This is a genomic window from Rhizobacter sp. Root1221 (assembly GCF_001425785.1).
GTDB lineage: Bacteria > Pseudomonadota > Gammaproteobacteria > Burkholderiales > Burkholderiaceae_C > Rhizobacter.
Genome location: NZ_LMDI01000033.1, coordinates 1 through 15,533 on the forward strand (window position 1 = coordinate 1; position 15,533 = coordinate 15,533).

General features: G+C 69.4%; 16 protein-coding genes. 7 read left to right on the top strand and 9 right to left on the bottom strand.

All coding sequences use genetic code 11. From position 1 onward, the window contains the following. Positions 1–104: 104 nt before the first annotated feature. Positions 105–461, bottom strand: coding sequence for a DUF2917 domain-containing protein (locus tag ASC87_RS20630; protein WP_162255190.1), 357 nt, complete (start codon positions 459–461; stop codon positions 105–107). Positions 462–556: 95 nt separating this feature from the next. Between ASC87_RS20630 and ASC87_RS20635 the strand changes: the two genes are divergently transcribed. Continuing rightward, complete coding sequence (locus ASC87_RS20635; RefSeq protein ID WP_056666641.1) at positions 557–1,516, top strand: LysR substrate-binding domain-containing protein; 960 nt, start codon at positions 557–559, stop codon at positions 1,514–1,516. Here the strand turns inward: ASC87_RS20635 and ASC87_RS20640 are convergent, their stop codons facing one another. Then, on the bottom strand, positions 1,517–2,890 hold the full coding sequence (locus ASC87_RS20640; protein ID WP_056666644.1) for an MATE family efflux transporter: 1,374 nt from the start codon (positions 2,888–2,890) through the stop codon (positions 1,517–1,519). A gap of 417 nt (positions 2,891–3,307) precedes the next feature. Here ASC87_RS20640 and ASC87_RS20645 point away from each other — a divergent pair, with 417 nt between their 5' ends. Continuing rightward, positions 3,308–3,850, top strand: a complete 543-nt coding sequence (locus ASC87_RS20645) for a glycine zipper 2TM domain-containing protein (RefSeq protein ID WP_082568805.1) — start codon at positions 3,308–3,310, stop codon at positions 3,848–3,850. Between the two features lie 38 nt (positions 3,851–3,888). Here ASC87_RS20645 and ASC87_RS20650 read toward each other — a convergent pair whose 3' ends face one another. Together ASC87_RS20650 and ASC87_RS20655 are read right to left on the bottom strand one after the other, a co-directional pair. After that, a complete protein-coding gene (locus tag ASC87_RS20650; RefSeq protein WP_056666649.1) occupies positions 3,889–5,457 on the bottom strand; it encodes a glycoside hydrolase family 13 protein in 1,569 nt (522 codons plus the stop codon). Positions 5,458–5,925: 468 nt separating this feature from the next. Continuing rightward, on the bottom strand, positions 5,926–6,570 hold the full coding sequence (locus tag ASC87_RS20655; protein WP_056666653.1) for a DUF938 domain-containing protein: 645 nt from the start codon (positions 6,568–6,570) through the stop codon (positions 5,926–5,928). A gap of 161 nt (positions 6,571–6,731) precedes the next feature. Between ASC87_RS20655 and ASC87_RS20660 the strand changes: the two genes are divergently transcribed. Together ASC87_RS20660 and ASC87_RS20665 are read left to right on the top strand one after the other, a co-directional pair. Further along, complete coding sequence (locus ASC87_RS20660; RefSeq protein WP_056666657.1) at positions 6,732–7,445, top strand: response regulator; 714 nt, start codon at positions 6,732–6,734, stop codon at positions 7,443–7,445. Further along, on the top strand, positions 7,442–9,487 hold the full coding sequence (locus tag ASC87_RS20665) for a GAF domain-containing protein (protein WP_056666660.1): 2,046 nt from the start codon (positions 7,442–7,444) through the stop codon (positions 9,485–9,487). Before ASC87_RS20660 ends, ASC87_RS20665 begins: the two co-directional genes overlap by 4 nt. Here the strand turns inward: ASC87_RS20665 and ASC87_RS20670 are convergent. Further along, positions 9,481–10,212, bottom strand: coding sequence for a Crp/Fnr family transcriptional regulator (locus tag ASC87_RS20670; RefSeq protein ID WP_082568807.1), 732 nt, complete (start codon positions 10,210–10,212; stop codon positions 9,481–9,483). The genes ASC87_RS20665 and ASC87_RS20670 overlap by 7 nt on opposite strands. A 202-nt stretch (positions 10,213–10,414) precedes the next feature. On the opposite strand from ASC87_RS20670, the gene ASC87_RS20675 reads away from it, so the two are divergent. Next, positions 10,415–10,912 carry a hypothetical protein gene (locus tag ASC87_RS20675; protein ID WP_056666664.1) on the top strand — a complete coding sequence of 166 codons (498 nt, stop codon included), beginning with the start codon at positions 10,415–10,417 and terminating at the stop codon, positions 10,910–10,912. A gap of 7 nt (positions 10,913–10,919) precedes the next feature. Here ASC87_RS20675 and ASC87_RS20680 read toward each other — a convergent pair whose 3' ends face one another. From ASC87_RS20680 to ASC87_RS20690, 3 genes are all read right to left on the bottom strand, one after another. Continuing rightward, entirely contained in the window at positions 10,920–11,204 is a 285-nt protein-coding gene (locus tag ASC87_RS20680; RefSeq protein WP_056666668.1) for a hypothetical protein, read from the bottom strand. A gap of 127 nt (positions 11,205–11,331) precedes the next feature. Next, complete coding sequence (locus ASC87_RS20685; protein WP_056666789.1) at positions 11,332–12,066, bottom strand: helix-turn-helix domain-containing protein; 735 nt, start codon at positions 12,064–12,066, stop codon at positions 11,332–11,334. Positions 12,067–12,364: 298 nt separating this feature from the next. Further along, entirely contained in the window at positions 12,365–12,703 is a 339-nt protein-coding gene (locus tag ASC87_RS20690; protein WP_056666671.1) for a LysR family transcriptional regulator, read from the bottom strand. Between the two features lie 53 nt (positions 12,704–12,756). Here ASC87_RS20690 and ASC87_RS20695 point away from each other — a divergent pair, with 53 nt between their 5' ends. Beyond that, positions 12,757–13,425, top strand: a complete 669-nt coding sequence (locus ASC87_RS20695; protein ID WP_056666673.1) for an SDR family NAD(P)-dependent oxidoreductase — start codon at positions 12,757–12,759, stop codon at positions 13,423–13,425. 78 nt (positions 13,426–13,503) lie between these two features. On the opposite strand, the gene araC is transcribed toward ASC87_RS20695, so the two are convergent. Continuing rightward, complete coding sequence (araC, locus tag ASC87_RS20700; protein WP_082568809.1) at positions 13,504–14,376, bottom strand: arabinose operon transcriptional regulator AraC; 873 nt, start codon at positions 14,374–14,376, stop codon at positions 13,504–13,506. A gap of 70 nt (positions 14,377–14,446) precedes the next feature. On the opposite strand from araC, the gene ASC87_RS20705 reads away from it, so the two are divergent. Further along, positions 14,447–15,532, top strand: coding sequence for an ABC transporter ATP-binding protein (locus ASC87_RS20705; RefSeq protein WP_056666676.1), 1,086 nt, complete (start codon positions 14,447–14,449; stop codon positions 15,530–15,532). Position 15,533 lies beyond the last annotated feature (1 nt).

Genomic DNA, 15,533 nt, shown 5'->3' on the forward strand with positions numbered 1-15,533 from the left:
GAAGGCAAGCCGCGCAAGCCTTCGCCGCCGCCCAACCGCCCCTGTTCAACTGAGGGGGAAATTATTCCGGACAGTAGTGGGCGTTCGCCGGGATGACCTGCTGGTCAGGCGCGCAACCCGCGCGGCGCGGCCGGGCGGAACGCGCGCATCCACCACACGAGGCGTGCCCAACGGGCGGTCCACGGGCGGGCCTGCGGCGGCACCAGCAGCTGGAAGCGGCCGGAGGTGCGCGCCTCCACCACCCACTCGCTGCCGGCGGGCAGTTCCATCGGTTCACCCGGCAGCAGCCACACGTCTTCGGCCGGGAGGTCGCGGGTGCCTTCGGTGGTGAGCCACAACCAACCGTCCACCACACGCAACTGGCGTGGGCCCGGGCCCACGGTGAGTCGCGTCGCCTGCCCCGGCGCGAGCGTCCACAGGGCGTCGCGTTGTTGACTCTTGCTCATCAGTTGTACGCTCATGGTCTGCTCCATTTACACTCGATTGAAGTGAAGCTTAGAGGGGAGCCCAGGATGCGTCCAATGAGTTGCCAGCACCGGATTATCGCGTTTCACGCATGAGTACCGCACGCCGCCGCCCGCTCGCCGTGGGCCCCATCCGCGCGTTCGAATCGGTCGCGCGGCACCTGAGTTTCCGGGCCGCCGCCGAAGAGTTGTTCCTCACCCAGTCGGCCATCAGCCGCCAGATCCAGGCCCTCGAGGAAGACCTCGGTGCGCCGGTGTTCCTGCGTGGCACCCGCAAGGTCGAGTTGACACAAGCCGGCGTGACCCTGCTGCGGGCCACCGAACCACTGCTCGACCGCCTCGACACGTCGGTGCGGCAAATCCGCCAGACGCGCGGGCGGCGTGTGGTGAGTGTCAGCACGTTCGCGTCGTTCGCGTCGCTGTGGCTGATCCCGCGGCTCGAAGCGTTCCAGCGCGAGCACCCGCAGATCGACATCCGCATCAGTGCCACCGACAACCTCGTCGACCCTGATGGCAACGACGCCGGTGAGGTGGATGTGGCGTTGCGCTACGGCCTGCCCGAACAGGCCACCCCTCATTCCGTGCAGTTGTTCGACGAAGTGGTCACACCGATGGTGAGCCCGTTGCTGCTGGAACGCGCGCAGACCATCGGCCCGCCGCTGCGCACGCCGGCCGACCTCACCGCGCACACGCTCATGGAGGAGGACAACCCGAAAGGCAGCGCCGAGTTCGTCAGCTGGATGCGCTGGTTGCGCACCCACGCGGCCCCCGACCTGCAGCCCGCACGCTGGGTGTTCTTCAACTACACCCACCAGCAGGTGCAGGCGGCGCTGGCGGGCCAGGGTGTCGCGATGGCACGCCTGGCGCTGACGGTGGACGCCGCCTCGCGCGGCGAACTGATCGAGGTGTTCCCGGGGTGCCGGCTCGAATCGCCGTATGGCTACTGGCTCATCAAGCCCCCTGCCACCCAGATGACGGAGGACGCCAAGCGGTTCTGCACGTGGGTGGAAGCGCAGGCGGCGGTCACGCGGGCCGCGATGGCCGCGCTGTGATCAGGCGGCCGCTTCGGCCCGCATGCGCACGGCGTACTTGACCCAGCGCCGCTTTTTCCAGCGGTGCAGCATGGCCAGGCCGCGGAACCATTCGTCGATCAGGAACGCGCACCACACGCCCACGAGGCCCAGACCGAACCACGTGCCCAGCAACCAGCCACCGAGCGCCATCACACACCACTGCGACAGCAGCCCGGCATACAGCGGGAAACGCGCATCGCCCGCGGCCCGCAGGCTGTTGATGACGATCAGGTTGAACGCCCGCGCCGGCTCGAGCAGCAGCCCCATGCGAAGCAGCAGCGTGCCAGTGGCGATGATGGCCGGGTCATCCGTGAACAGGCCGAGGATCCAGGGCGCCAGCGCGGCGAACACCGCGGCCACGCCCATGGTCACGACCAGGCCGATGCGCAGGCTGCGCATGCACTCGGTGTAGGCGTCCTCGAACCGGCCCGCCCCCACGAGGCGGCCGATCAGGATCTCGGTGGCCAGCCCGATGGACAGGCTGAACAACATCATCACCATCGCGATCTGCATCGTGTACGACTGCGCGGCGAGGGTGGTGTCGCCCATGCGGGCGGTGAATGCGGTCAGCACCATGAACGCCGTCCACCAGCTGATGTTTTCACCGGCGGCGGGCAGGCCGATGTGCAGGATGCGGCCCAGGCGGTCGCGCTGGAACGTCAGGAAGTCGCGCAGGCGGATCTTCAGGTGCGTGTGGTGCTCCACCAGGATCCACAGTGCCACGCACGCGACGAAGCGGCTGAACACCGTGGACAGCGCCACGCCCATCACCCCCATCTGCGGCGCGCCGAACAGGCCGAACAGCAGCACCGCGTTGCCCGCGAAGTTGAGCAGGTTCTGGCCCAGCGTGACAATCATCACCTCGCGGGTGTGACCGTGCGACCGCAGCACCGCCGACAGTGCGAAGTTCATGGCCTCGAGGAACAGCGTGCCGCCCATCAGGTGCAGGAACGGCACGGCGTGCACCAGCAGCGCGTCGGACAGCTGCATGGCCCGCAACATGGGTTCGGCGAAGAACCACACGGCCAGGCTCACGATGAGGCCGAGCCAGGTGTTGGTGCCCACCGCCGTGGCGGCGATGCGGTCGGCGCCCTCGCGGTCGTTCGCGCCCAGGTGGTGGGTGATCACCACCGATGCCCCGATCGAGAAGAAGCTGAACACGATCAGGAACAGCACCACGATCTGCCACGCCGACCCGAGCGCGGCCACCGCGTCGTCGGACACGTGGCTCACCATGAACGTGTCGACCACGCCGGTGAGGATGTGGAGCGCCTGCTCGATGAAGATGGGCCAGGCGAGCGCAATCAGCCCCGGGATGGGCTTGGGCGAGGAGGCGGTCAAGGCGGAAGTCATGCGGCGAACGTGGAACCGGCTCCAGGGCCGGAGGCGGATTCTCGCACGACTGAACCGGTTTTGTGAAGAGTCTTTACACGTCTTGGCGTGCGATATGACACGTCGTGGCGTGCGCCGCGTGCCGTGGTGGCTGCTGCCCCCCGCATCGCCGCGGGTCACCGGTGTTCCGCGAAATGCGGGAGATGCGTTACCTGTGGCAACAGCCGGCGCGCCTCGGCAACACGAAACTCGCCACCTTCCTCGGCGCCGAGCCCCACACGGTGCAGGCGCCCGGGGGCCTCGGCCCTCGGCCGCGGCTACGCTTGGTTACAACGCAGGCGCCGACCGGAGGTAAACCCTGGTCCTGGAGGCCGCGTTGGGATGTCGTACCGGCACACCCGCGCCGCCTGATCAATGAATGAACGAGGGGATATTGTCATGACTGATGTGGTTGCTGCTTCTCACGTGGAACCCGCCGCACCGCGCCGCAAGCTGCCGGTGTGGGCCATTGCCGGCATCGTGGGCGTGCTCGGCGCCGTGGGGGGCGGGGCCCTGTCCACCGCGCTCGTGAAGAGCCCGGCGCCGCAGGAAGCCGCGGCCGAGGCACCGCCGGCAGCCCAGCAGGCCGCCAAGAACCACGCGACGAAGAAGCCGGTGGTGCAGGAAGATGCGGCCGAGTGCCGCAACTGCGGCGTGGTCGAGAAGGTCGTCGCGGTGAAACACAAGGGCGAAGGCACCGGTGTGGGCGCCGTCGCGGGCGGCGTGGTCGGCGGGGTGCTGGGCCACCAGGTGGGTGGCGGCAACGGCAAGAAGGCCATGACGGTGCTGGGCGCCGTGGGTGGCGGCCTGGCCGGCCACGAGATCGAGAAGCAGGCCCGCGCCACCACCGTCTACAAGGTGCACGTGCGCATGGACGACGGCACCACGCGCACCGTCACGCAGTCCACCGCCCCCGCGGTGGGCGCACGCATCCAGATCTGACGCGGTACCCGGGCCCGGCGCAAACCGGGCCCGCGTCCTCAGGCCCAGCGGTTGCGGGCCTTGAAGTACTTGAAGTTCGGCAGGTGGTCGTCCGGGAGGAACACCGCCGCCGAACGGGCCGGCACCCGCACCCGGGTCTGCCCGCCCATCATCAGCTCGGCCACACCTTCACCCACCGCATCGCGCAGCAGCAGGCCGCTGTACAGGTGCGGGTCGGGCAGCAGCAGCGACGCCTCGAACGCCTCGTTGCCGCGGTTCAGCACCACGAGTGCGGTTTCACCCGGCTGGCCGGTGTGGCGCAGGAACACGAGGGCATCCGTGCCATCGAGGCGGTCGCCCAGCACCGTGAGCTTGCCTTGCCACAGCGCGGGGTTGGCCTGGCGCAGGTCGATCAGCGTGCGGTAGAAGTCGCGGGTGGTGGTGTCCCAGCGTGATGCCTCCCACACCATCGGGCGCCGGCAGTCGGGGTCAGCTGCGCCGTCCATGCCGTTTTCCTCGCCGTAGTAGATGACCGGCAGGCCGGGCAGCGTGAACTGCGCGGCCAGGGCCAGCTGGCGGTCGGCCCAGTCGGGCAGCAGGTGCTTGAGGCGCGGGGTGTCATGGCTTGCCAGCATGTTCCACGACGACAGCGACCCTTCATGGCCGCACCCCTCGTAGCCGTCGCGCAGTGCCGCGTTCGACTGGCGCGCGCCCACGTCGCCCGCCAGCCAGCCCAGCACCGCCGAACGCTGGTAATAGTTCATCACGCCGGTGAAACGGTCGTCGCCCACCCAGTCGCCGCCGTAGTTCATCAACTCGCCCAGCAGCTCGGCCTTCGGGTGCGCGGCCTTCAGGACGGCACGCATGCGCTGGACGAACGGCAGGCCGATGTCCTGGCCCGTGTCGAAACGCCAACCCTGCGTGCCCATTTCCAGGAACCGGTGCAACACACTGGCGGGTGCGCGGTACAGGCGCTCCTCGAGTTCCGGCGCGTCCAGGCGCAGCTCCGCCATGTAGCGGTGGCCCCACCAGCACAGGTAGTCGGCCGCAGCCAGCACCAGCGGGTCGACGCTGTCGAGTTCGGCGTGGGTTTGCGGGTCGAGGAACGTGAACCAGTTGCGGTACGGCATCTCGCCGCGTTGGGCGGCGAGGAACCACGGGTGGCGGAAGCTCACGTGGTTCAGCGCGGCATCGAGCACCACGCCCATGCCGTTCAGCCGGGATGCCGCGAGCAGCGCGCGGAACACCGCCTCGTCGCCGAACATCGGGTCGATGCGGTCGAAGCTCACCGCGTCGTACTTGTGGTTCGACGGGGCCTCGAAGATCGGCGTGAAGTAGAGCGTGGTGGCGCCCAGGTCCTTCAGGTACGGCAGGCGGTCGATGACGCCCTGCAGGTCGCCCCCGTAGAACACCGAGCCCGGATCGGCCGGGGTGTCCTTCGGGTCCGCGCACAGCACCGGTTCGTGCCAGTCACGCAACGTCAGGCCGTCCTTGCGGTACGGCGGCAACGCGAGCTTGGAGCGGCTGTCGTGCGGGCCGCCGATGGCAAAGCGCTCGGGGAAGATCTGGTAGACGATCTGGGCGTGGGGATGCGGCATGGCAAACAGGGTGCGGTAGGCAGTCGGCATTCGTGGAACCGGTTTTTCTGAACCGATCCAGACGACACTGTATCGGAAACAGGGCGGCCCGACGAACCCCCTGTGGGGTGATGTTGCGGCGAAATGCGCGGCGTGTCATCCATTGCCGCGTCAGCCCCTGGCTGGGAGCGAGGCCTTGGCGCCCTTCGGCGCCCGCACCGAACGCGGGGCGCTTGATGTCGGTTCTCATTGAGTGCTGACGCAGCGATGTCCTCAGGGCTCTTCGACCTCGTTCAAATCCGCAGCCACGTGCAGCCGTGCAGCGTGTGAGTCGCTGCCGATCGGGCTCCTTCACTCGCTTCCGCAACGAGAAAGAAATGGGCCGCCGAGGAAGAAGAACAGCGGCTCAACGCGCAAGCGAGTAAGACCACTTTGCAGCGGGTTGCTGCCCTTTGATTTCGGTGGACGAACGCTTGCTGCCGGCCAGGTCCAGCCATTCGTGGCCGACAGCTTTGGTGCTCAAGCAAACCCGTCGCCGAGGGCCCGCGCGTCGGGGAGTGCGCCGTTTGATTTCCGCCAGACCAGAGTGAAGTTGTTTGCCGGCATTGGTACGGCCTCCTCCAGCACAAGGCCTTCATTGCCCGCGGTTTCCGCCACCTTGTCGATGTCGCGCACGCCCCAGCGCGGATTCCTTGCGCGCAGGCTCGCATCGAACGCTTCATTGCTCTGCGAGGTATGCGCGCCGCCACGCATGTACGGGCCGTAGGTCACAAGCACGCCACCGGTCGGCAGGATCCTACCGGCGCCCGCCATCAACGCGAGCGTAGCCTCCCATGGGGAGATGTGGACCACGTTGATGCACACGATTGCGTCGGCCGCGGATACGGGCCAGGGACGCTTTGTGACATCAAAGGCGAGGGGCGGCTTTACATTCGACAGGTTGCCTTCGGCCACCCACGCCTCGATGGAGGCATGGCGCTCCACATCCATCTCGCTGGGCTGGAAATTGAGGGCGGGCAAAGCCTGGGCGAAGTGCGCCACGTGCTGCCCAGTGCCGCTGCCGATCTCGAGCACGAGGCCGCGTGGCGGCAGTACGCGCGCAAGCACCTCAAGGATCGGCTGCTTATTGCGCTCGGGGGAGGGGGCGGTCTCGCGTAAGTCCATCAGCGATGGTAAGCCTCAAGTCGCGCTCGGCGCCTCAACCGCTCCGTCTGCCACCTGCCGATGCGTGCCCTTCGCTGCGGGACTTCCTTCTGCGAAGTGCCCAGTTCAACGGCCAGCGAGACCCTACACTGGAGGTCGTCGCCCCACCCGCCCAGCCCACCTTGGACCCGCTGCACCTCGCCGTCCTCGACGACGAACCCGACATCACCCGGCTGCTGGCCAGTTACCTGGCCGGCCACGGCTTTCGCGTCACGCAGTTGCACGCCGGGCGTGACTTGATGGCGCTGATGGCCACGGACCCGCCCGCGCTCGTGCTGCTCGACCTGGGCCTCCCGGGCGAGGACGGCCTCACCATCGCCCGCCAGTTGCGCGAACGCTGGCACTGCGGCCTCGTGATCGTCACCGGCCGGGGGGATGCGGTCGACAAGGTGGTGGGCCTGGAAGTCGGTGCCGACGACTACGTGACCAAACCGTTCGACCTGCGCGAACTGGTGGCCCGCATCAAGGCGGTGCTGCGCCGCATCGAACCGGCCGCGCCGCCACCCGCATCGGCCCCCACACGCTGGCGGTTCGCGGGGTGGACCCTGGACGAAGCCGCCCGCGAGTTGCGCGCGCCCGACGGCCAGCCGGCCACGCTCACCTCCGGCGAGTTCGACCTGCTGTGCGTGCTCGTGCGGCACGCGGGCCGGGTGCTGTCGCGCGACTTCCTGCTCGAACATACCCGCGGCCGCGCCGCCGGCCCGTTCGACCGCACCATCGACGTCCAGGTGGGCCGGCTGCGCCGCAAGATCGAACGCGATGCCGACCACCCCGAACTGATCAAGTCGGTGCGCAGCGCGGGCTACGTGCTGGTGCCCGCCGTGGAGCCGGCATGATCACCCCGGCCAACGAACCCAACCTGTACACGTCGCTGTTCGCGGCCTACCCCGATGCGCTGCTGCTGGTCGACGACGCCGGGCTGATCCGCCTCAGCAACCCGGCCGCCGACACGCTGCTCGGTTACGCCCCCGGCGAACTGATCGGCCGGCCGGTGGACGCGCTGGTGCCCGACAGCATCCGCCCGCGTCATGCGAACTTCCGCCACGCCTACGCCCACCAGCCCCGGCCGCGGCCCATGGGCATGCAGATGGACCTGGTGGCCAAGCGCCGCGACGGCAGCGAGGTGATGGTCGAGATCGCGCTCAGCCCACTGCAGGGGCACGGCCTGCCGTACGTCGTGGCCGCCATCCGCGGCATCAGCGACTACCCCCGGGTGCGCCATGCGCTGGCCCGTGCGCACTACAGCGAATCGGTGGCCCGCATCGGCCGGCTGGCCGTGGACACGCGCGACCCGCAGGTGCTGCTGCAGCGCATCCCGGCCGAGGCCGCCGAGGCGCTCGGCGCGGACACCGCGGTGCTGTTCCTGCTGGAACCCCACGGCCTCGAATTCGTGGTGGCCGCCGGCGTAGGCCTGCTGCCTGGCGAGGGGGTGGGTACCCGGGTGCCCAACGACCCGCGCGGCAAGCTGGGTTTCGTGCTTGCGCACGGCGCCCCGGTGGTGGTGCCCGACTACCGGCTCGAACACCGCTTCGGCGTGCCCGCCGGCTACCTGGACGCAGGCCTCGTCAGCGCACTGGCCGTGCCGCTCACCGACCGCGGCCGCGACGTGGGGCTGCTGACCGTGCGGTCGCGCCGCCCGCAGACCTTCGGCGACGACGAGGTGCGGTTCCTCGAATCGCTGTCGAACCTGCTCGCGGCCACCTTGCAGCGCGTCCAGACCGAGGAAACGCTGCGCCACGCCCAGCGCCTGGAAAGCGTGGGCCAGTTGACGGGCGGCATCGCGCACGACTTCAACAACCTGCTCACGGTGATCCAGGGCAACCTGCAGGTGCTCGAGGATCTGCCGGCCGTGGCCGGCGACGACCACGCCCGCGTGCTGGTGGCCGCCGCCGGCCGCGCCAGCCGCCGCGGCGCCGACCTCACGGGCAAGCTGCTCGCGTTTTCGCGCCGGCAGGTGCTGAGCCCCAGCGCGGTGGACGTGCCGGCCATGGTGCAGTCGCTCGCGGACATGCTGCGCCGCACACTCGACCAGCGCATCCGCCTCCAGGTGCACACCGCCGACACGGCGCTCCCGTGCCTGGCCGACCCTGGCCAGCTCGAATCGACCCTGCTGAACATCGCGATCAACGCCCGCGATGCCATGCCGTCGGGGGGCGCGCTGTCGTTCCGGGTGAGCCGGTGCGACCGCCTGCCGCCGGCGCTGTGCGAACCCTTCGAGATCACCGAGGCGGACACCGGCGGGTTCGTGTCCATCGCCATCGCCGACACCGGCGCCGGCATGAGCGATGCGGTCAAGGAACGCGCCTTCGAACCATTTTTCACCACCAAGGAGGCGGGGCGGGGCACCGGCCTCGGCCTGAGCACCGCGTATGGGTTCGTGAAACAGTCCCGCGGCGCGGTGGCGCTCGACAGCGTGCCCGGCGAGGGCACCACGGTCACGCTGTACCTGCCCTTGGCCACCACGACTGAAGAAGAAGACACCCCCGGCCGGCCCGACACCGTGCCCCCCGGGCTGCGCGTGCTGCTGGTGGAGGACGAGCCGGAGGTGCGCGCGGTGGCCGTGCGCTTCCTCACGGGGTTCGGGTGCCACATCACGTCGTGTGCCACGGCCGAGCAGGCGCTGCTGCGCCTCGATTCGCCGGAACCGTTCGACCTGCTGCTGAGCGACATCGCGCTCGGGGCCGGCCTGCGCGGCACCGACCTCGCCCGCGAGGCGCAGGCCCGGCGCCCCCACCTCAACGTGCTGCTGGTCTCGGGTTTTTCTGCAGAACTGATCGACATGAGTGAGACGGCCCCCGCCTCGTGGGAGCTGCTCGCCAAGCCCTACTCCCGGCAGGAACTCCAGCACGCCATCGCGCGGGCGGTCTCACCTCACTGAAGGGTGGCGGCCGCGTGCCCCAGCGCCCCGGCGTCCGGAATGCGGATGTCGCGCCGCCCGGTGCCGCAGAAGGCGATCACCCCGTCGCGCTCCATGCGCGACAGCGCGCGGCTGACGGTCTCGAGTTTCATGCCCAGGTGGTTGCCGATCTCGGCACGGGTCATGCGCAACGTGATCTGGTCGGTGCGCAGCCCGCGTTCGGCGAGCGACACCGCCCACTGTTGCAGGAACTTGGCCACCCGGGCGTCGGCGGACAGCGTGCAGAGTGACATCAACGCATCGCGGTCGCGGGCCATCTCGCGGCTCATCGCGCAGTGCAGCAGCCGGGCCAGGTCGGGTTCGCGGGCCGAGGCACGCAGCAGGTCGTCGTAGCGGACCGACCAGACTTCGCTGGTGTCCATCGCGACGGCACTGCCACCATGGCGCCCCGACGCGATGCCGTCGAATCCGAGCCAGTCGCCCTTGAACTGCAAGCCCACCACCTGCTCGCGGCCATCAGCGGCACCGTTGACGAGCTTGAACGCACCGGCATGCACCACGTGCAGCCACTGGAACCGGTCGCCCGCGGCGTACAGGCTTTCGCCTGCACGCAACACCCGGCACGTGACCGGCACGCAGTCACGCACCAGGGCGAGCGAGGCCGCAATGCGGTCGCAGGGTTCCCGCAGGGGCAACACCGGCGGACGGAGGGACATCGGGACGTGGGCGGCGGCGGTGGTGGTCATCGAAGCCTCCTGGCTTGTCTTGAATCAATGCCACGACCGTAGGCAGGCCGGGCGAACGGCCGACGAACCCCGCGTCGCGTTCCGTAACGTTCGGTGAACCGATGGTGACAACGGCGGCGGCGCAGGCCGGGCTTGACTGGCGTCAACGCCACCCGGTCGCAAACGCCTACGCTGGGGACCTGCTTTGCCTGACTGCCACACGATGAACCACCCGCACCCCGCCCACTGCCACACCGGCGCGCTGCCGCCGCGTGACGTCGCCTGCCTGCTGGGCAGCGCGGCCGACCTGCGGCGTTCGGCCGTCGCCGGGACGCCGCAACGGCCGCTGCGGGGCAAGAACATCGCCGTGCTGGCGCCGTCGGCCGACCTGCCGGCGGCCGAAGCCACCACACGTGCGGCACAGGCGCTCGGTGCCCAGGTCGTGCACGTGCGGCCCGACACGCTGCCGCCGGTGGACGCCCCCGCGTTCACCGTCACGGCGGGGCTGCTGGGAAGGCTGTACGACGCGGTCGTGGCCGAGGGCGTGCCGGCGGGCCTGGTGCGGCGGCTGGAGGCCGCGGCCGACCGGCCCGTGCTCGACGACATCGCCGGCGACGCCCACGCGCTGCGCACGCTGGCCAACGCGATGACCCGGCTGGACGGCGTCCCGGACCACCACGACTGGCTGCTGCAAGCGCTGCTGGTGCACGCGGTGGCGTGAGGCCTGTTCAGCAGAAGGCGGCCACCCGCACCCGCACCCTCACACCATGCCCGAGGCCCCACGCGGCGGCCCCGGCCAGCAGCGCGCCCGACAGGCGCACGGCCCACGACGTGTCCACCCGGCCGAGCGCAGCCAGCGGGTGCCCCCCATGCGCTCCAGCGCAGCAGCGCGAGCTGGTCGGCCGGGATCTCCCCGGCGGCCGCGACGCACCCGCGCGCGCCTGGGCCACATGCACTTCAGCCAGGGTCACCCCCGGCACCGAACGCAACACCTGTTCGATGATGCCGCGCAATGCATGCCCTGCACCACGAACACCGACCGGGCCTCGCGCCCACCGTCGGTCCGCTGGACCCATTCCGTGCGGGTGTCGTCCAGCGCCGCGCGTTCGCGGGCATCCAGTGCGGGCAGTGCCGCGGCCGTCAGCACGGCATCTCCGCCTGGACGGCCTGCTGCAGCGCGGGTGTGTCGAGCAGCCGCACGTCGCGTTGCTTCACCTCGATCCACCCGCGGGCCTGGAACGCCGAAAACGCGCGGCTCACGGTTTCGAGCGTCAGCCCGAGGTAGCTGCCGATCTCCGCACGGGTCATCCGCAGCACGAACGACGACCCCGAGAATCCGCGCGACTGCAACCGCTCGGCGAGGTCCAGCAGGAACGCCGCCACGCGGGTGTCCGCGCGCAGGCGGCCGGGCAGGCGCAGGGTCTGGTCGCGGGCAATCTCGCGGCCCAGCAGCCGGTGGAACTGGCGCTGCAACGCCGGCATGTCGCGCAACAGCGCCATCAGCGGCGGGTACGGGATCACGCAGACCTGGGAGTCCTCCAGTGCCACGGCGTCACCCACGTGGTGCTCGTCCGCCAAGCCTTCGAGCCCCACCAGGTCACCGGCCATCCGGAAGCCGGTGATCCATTCCTGGCCGGCGCGACCGAGGGTGCGGGTCTTGAAAAACCCGGTGCGCACCGCGAACACAGCACGGAACGGATCGTGATGCCGGAACAGCGTGTCGCCACGGGCCACGGCCTGGCGTTGCGCCACCATCGAGCCGGCCAACGCGAGCTCCTGGTCGGACAGGCCCAGCGGCAGGCACAACGCGCGCAGGCTGCACGCGGCACACGCGGGCGAGGCCGGCTCGGCAGGAAGGATCGGGATGAGATGCATCGTGCCCGCATTGTTCGAGGGCGCCCCGCGCGGCATGTTGCGCCAGATCAAACCGCACTCGGCCCGGGGCGGCGACAGTCACACTATGCGAGCCGTTGCCCTCCCCGACCGCCTCGACACCTTCGGCCCCCGCTACACGTCTTACCCCACCGCGGACCGCTTCGGCGGAAGTTGCGCATGTCCTCACGGAAGAGCAGGCTGGCCTCGGTCTTGGTGCTCCCCAGCATCAATGGGACCTTGGCATGCATGGCCAAGCCCTCGGGGCTCATCGGCCGCGTGGTGAGGTGGGGCCCATCGATCACCGGTCTCGCACCTTCGAGCCCTGACTTGGCGACGGCTCGCTGCCGCGCCGCAAGCACGGCATCGAAGGAAAGCGCGTGCAGCGGCGCAAGGTTCGCTCGGTCGCGACGACGCTGTCGCTGAACCGAAGGTCAAGTTCGATGCCCGGATGCTGCTGATGCAGCACTTTCACCAGCGGCATCACCACCGTCTGGCCCAGCGCAACCGACGCTGTCACGCACACGGTCCCGCGCACTTCGCTTGTGCTTGCTTGAATGTCGTCCGATGCAGCGTCCAACTCCTCCAGCACATCGGCGACTCTTCTGAAATACGCATCGCCGGCTTCTGTTGGGGCCACCTTGCCCGTCGGGATCTTCGCGCCGCGAAGCGATCATTCTTTGGAGAAACTCTATGAGCAAGGTTCTGGCACTGGTCGGGATGGGTCCGGGTGTATCGGCGGCGGTTGCGCGTCGCTTCGGTCGCGAGGGCTATGCCATTGCCGCGATCTCGCGCCGTCCCGAGACATTGGAAGAGCAAGTGGCCGAGCTGCGGTCAACAGGCACTTCGGCGGCGGCCTACCCGGGCAACGCCGCCGATCCAGACGGACTCGCAGCCACACTTGGGCGCATCGCCGCGGATCTCGGGACGATCGATGTGCTCGTCTACAACGCCGCCGGCATGCGCCACAAACCGCTTGCACAACTCATCGCAACGGAATTGGCAGAGGACCTGGCCATCAGCGTGGTGGGGGCTCTGGCCGCCGCGCAAGCCGTACTCCCCTCGATGCGTGCGCGACGCCACGGCTCGTTGTTGTTCACCGGCGGTGGCTTTGCCCTGGAGCCTGAACCGGACTACGCAACGGTCGGGATTGGCAAGGCCGCTCTCCGCAATCTGACGTTCAGCCTCTTTGCCGATTTGAGGAACACCGGCGTACATGCAGCCATGCTGACCATCGCGGGTTTCGTCAAACCCGGCACTGCGTTTGACCCAGAGCGGATTGCCGACCGCTTCTGGGCATTGCATAGCCAGCCGGAGAACGCTTTCGAACGCGAACTGGTGCTGGGAAGCCCGAGCTCGTGAACACGCTGTTGATCGAATTCATGGGGCGCGCACTTCGGCAAGAAGCCTGGGCGCACCCGCTTCTCCCGCATCGGCTGATCAGGCGCCGCGCCGGAACTCGCTGGGGCTCACGCCCACGCGCTTTCGGAACACCCGCGAGAAGTACAGCTGGTCGTCGTAGCCGACCAGCGACGACACGGTGCAGATGGCCGTGCTCGAGCTGCGCAGCAGGTGCTTGGCCAGGATGAGCCGCTGGTCCTCGCGCCACCGCACGATCGTCACGCCCATCTGGTCGCGGAACAACTGCGCGAGCCGCGACGGCGACAGGCACGCCTCGCGCGCGATCTCCTCCAGGCTCAGGTCTCGTGCGAGGTGCCGTGCGATGAACTGGCAGGCGGCCTGCACGCGGGCGTCGATCGCTCGCGTGGCCTGGGCAGGCGCCTCCTCCACACAGCGGATCAGCAGGTGTTCGAGCTGGTTGATGGCCAGCTCCTGGGATGTGGGCCGGCCACCGCGGTGGGTCTGGTCCACACGGGTGAACAGGTCCTCGAACTCGGCGCGCAAGGCCTCGCCGTGCAGGTGCAGCCGGCCAATGTGCCGGGACGCGCCGGGCCACTGCAGCCACGGGGACCAGAACCCCCGCGGCCGGAAGTACACCCAGCGGTGGAACCACTCGCCGTGACCGTCGGCCCGGCCGTAGTCGTGGCGGGCCTCGGGCGCGAACAACAGCAGGTCGCCACGTTCGCACCGCACGGACCGATCGCCATCGAACACGTCGCCCGTGCCACGCACCGTCATGTTCAGGATGAAGCCCTTCATGCCGTGCGGCCGGTCGATGCGGAAGTCGAGCGGCCCGCCCGACACGATGGGTGTGATGCCGGCCACCAGGTGCTGGTCGAACGGGTACCCCGGGAACAGCGGGTCGGTTTGCGCCACGCTGGATCGTCCATGCACTACGGCGGTTTTGTCCATTCCGGGTTCGCTCCTCGACCTCTAGCATTTGACATTCGTATGATGAATACAACCCCTCGGAAGTACTGAGATGTCCGGCATCGAACTGCACCAAGTGGCCAAACGGTATGGCGCGATCGACGTGATCCCCGACCTCTCGCTGAGCGTCGAACCCGGCGAGTTCATGGTGTTCCTGGGCCCGTCGGGCTGCGGGAAGTCGACACTGCTGCGCATCGTGGCTGGGCTCGAGGCGGTGAGCGGCGGGTCGATCCACATCGGCGGGCGCGACGTGACCACCCTCGCCCCGGGCCAGCGCGACGTGGCCATGGTGTTCCAGCAGTACGCGCTCTACCCGCACATGACAGTGCGCGACAACATGGCCTTCGGGCTGCGCAACGTGGGCACCTCGGCCGCCGAGATCGCGCGGCGCGTGGACGACGCCGCGCGCATGCTGGAGCTGGGTGCCCTGCTCGACCGCAAGCCCACGCAACTGTCCGGCGGACAGCGGCAGCGGGTGGCCATCGGCCGGGCCGTGGTGAAGGAGCCGGCGGCGTTCCTGTTCGACGAGCCCCTGTCGAACCTTGACGCGGCGTTGCGCAACCGCACGCGGGTGGAACTGTCACGGCTGCACCAGCGCCTGGGGGCCACGATGGTGTTCGTGACCCACGACCAGGTCGAGGCGATGACCCTCGCCACGCGCATCGTCGTGATGAACGCAGGCCGCATCGAACAGGTGGGCACGCCGATGGACGTGTACCGCCGGCCTGCATCGCGGTTCGTCGCCGGTTTCGTGGGCAGCCCGTCGATGAACTTCGTCGACGTGGCGCGGGCCCCGTCCGACGGGGCTTTCGTGCGTGTGCGCCTGCCCGACGGCACCGTGACCCCCACCCGCATTCCCGCGGGCGACGTGCCTGGCAACGGGTTGCTGACGCTGGGTGTGCGGGCCGAATGCCTGACGGTGGACCCGGCCGGCACGCTCGGCGGCCGCACCGAGGTGGTCGAGCGCCTGGGCGACCGCACGCTGGTGCACGTGTCGCTGGCCGCCGGTGACCTGGTGGTGGCCGAGGCCGCGCCCCACAGTGAGCTGCGCGCGGGCGACCCGGTGCGGCTTGCGCTGGACCCCGCCGGGCTGCACGTGTTCGACGCCACGGGCCGCGCCCACCACCCGGTGGCCTGAT

Coding starts and splice junctions, on each gene's coding strand:
- araC (WP_082568809.1), bottom strand. CDS start 14,376: ATGGACAAAACCGCCGTAGTGCATGGACGATCCAGCGTGGCGCAAACC.
- ASC87_RS20650 (WP_056666649.1), bottom strand. CDS start 5,457: ATGCCGACTGCCTACCGCACCCTGTTTGCCATGCCGCATCCCCACGCC.
- ASC87_RS20645 (WP_082568805.1), top strand. CDS start 3,308: ATGACTGATGTGGTTGCTGCTTCTCACGTGGAACCCGCCGCACCGCGC.
- ASC87_RS20635 (WP_056666641.1), top strand. CDS start 557: ATGAGTACCGCACGCCGCCGCCCGCTCGCCGTGGGCCCCATCCGCGCG.
- ASC87_RS20640 (WP_056666644.1), bottom strand. CDS start 2,890: ATGACTTCCGCCTTGACCGCCTCCTCGCCCAAGCCCATCCCGGGGCTG.
- ASC87_RS20670 (WP_082568807.1), bottom strand. CDS start 10,212: ATGACCACCACCGCCGCCGCCCACGTCCCGATGTCCCTCCGTCCGCCG.
- ASC87_RS20665 (WP_056666660.1), top strand. CDS start 7,442: ATGATCACCCCGGCCAACGAACCCAACCTGTACACGTCGCTGTTCGCG.
- ASC87_RS20675 (WP_056666664.1), top strand. CDS start 10,415: ATGAACCACCCGCACCCCGCCCACTGCCACACCGGCGCGCTGCCGCCG.
- ASC87_RS20655 (WP_056666653.1), bottom strand. CDS start 6,570: ATGGACTTACGCGAGACCGCCCCCTCCCCCGAGCGCAATAAGCAGCCG.
- ASC87_RS20685 (WP_056666789.1), bottom strand. CDS start 12,066: ATGCATCTCATCCCGATCCTTCCTGCCGAGCCGGCCTCGCCCGCGTGT.
- ASC87_RS20630 (WP_162255190.1), bottom strand. CDS start 461: ATGAGCGTACAACTGATGAGCAAGAGTCAACAACGCGACGCCCTGTGG.
- ASC87_RS20695 (WP_056666673.1), top strand. CDS start 12,757: ATGAGCAAGGTTCTGGCACTGGTCGGGATGGGTCCGGGTGTATCGGCG.
- ASC87_RS20705 (WP_056666676.1), top strand. CDS start 14,447: ATGTCCGGCATCGAACTGCACCAAGTGGCCAAACGGTATGGCGCGATC.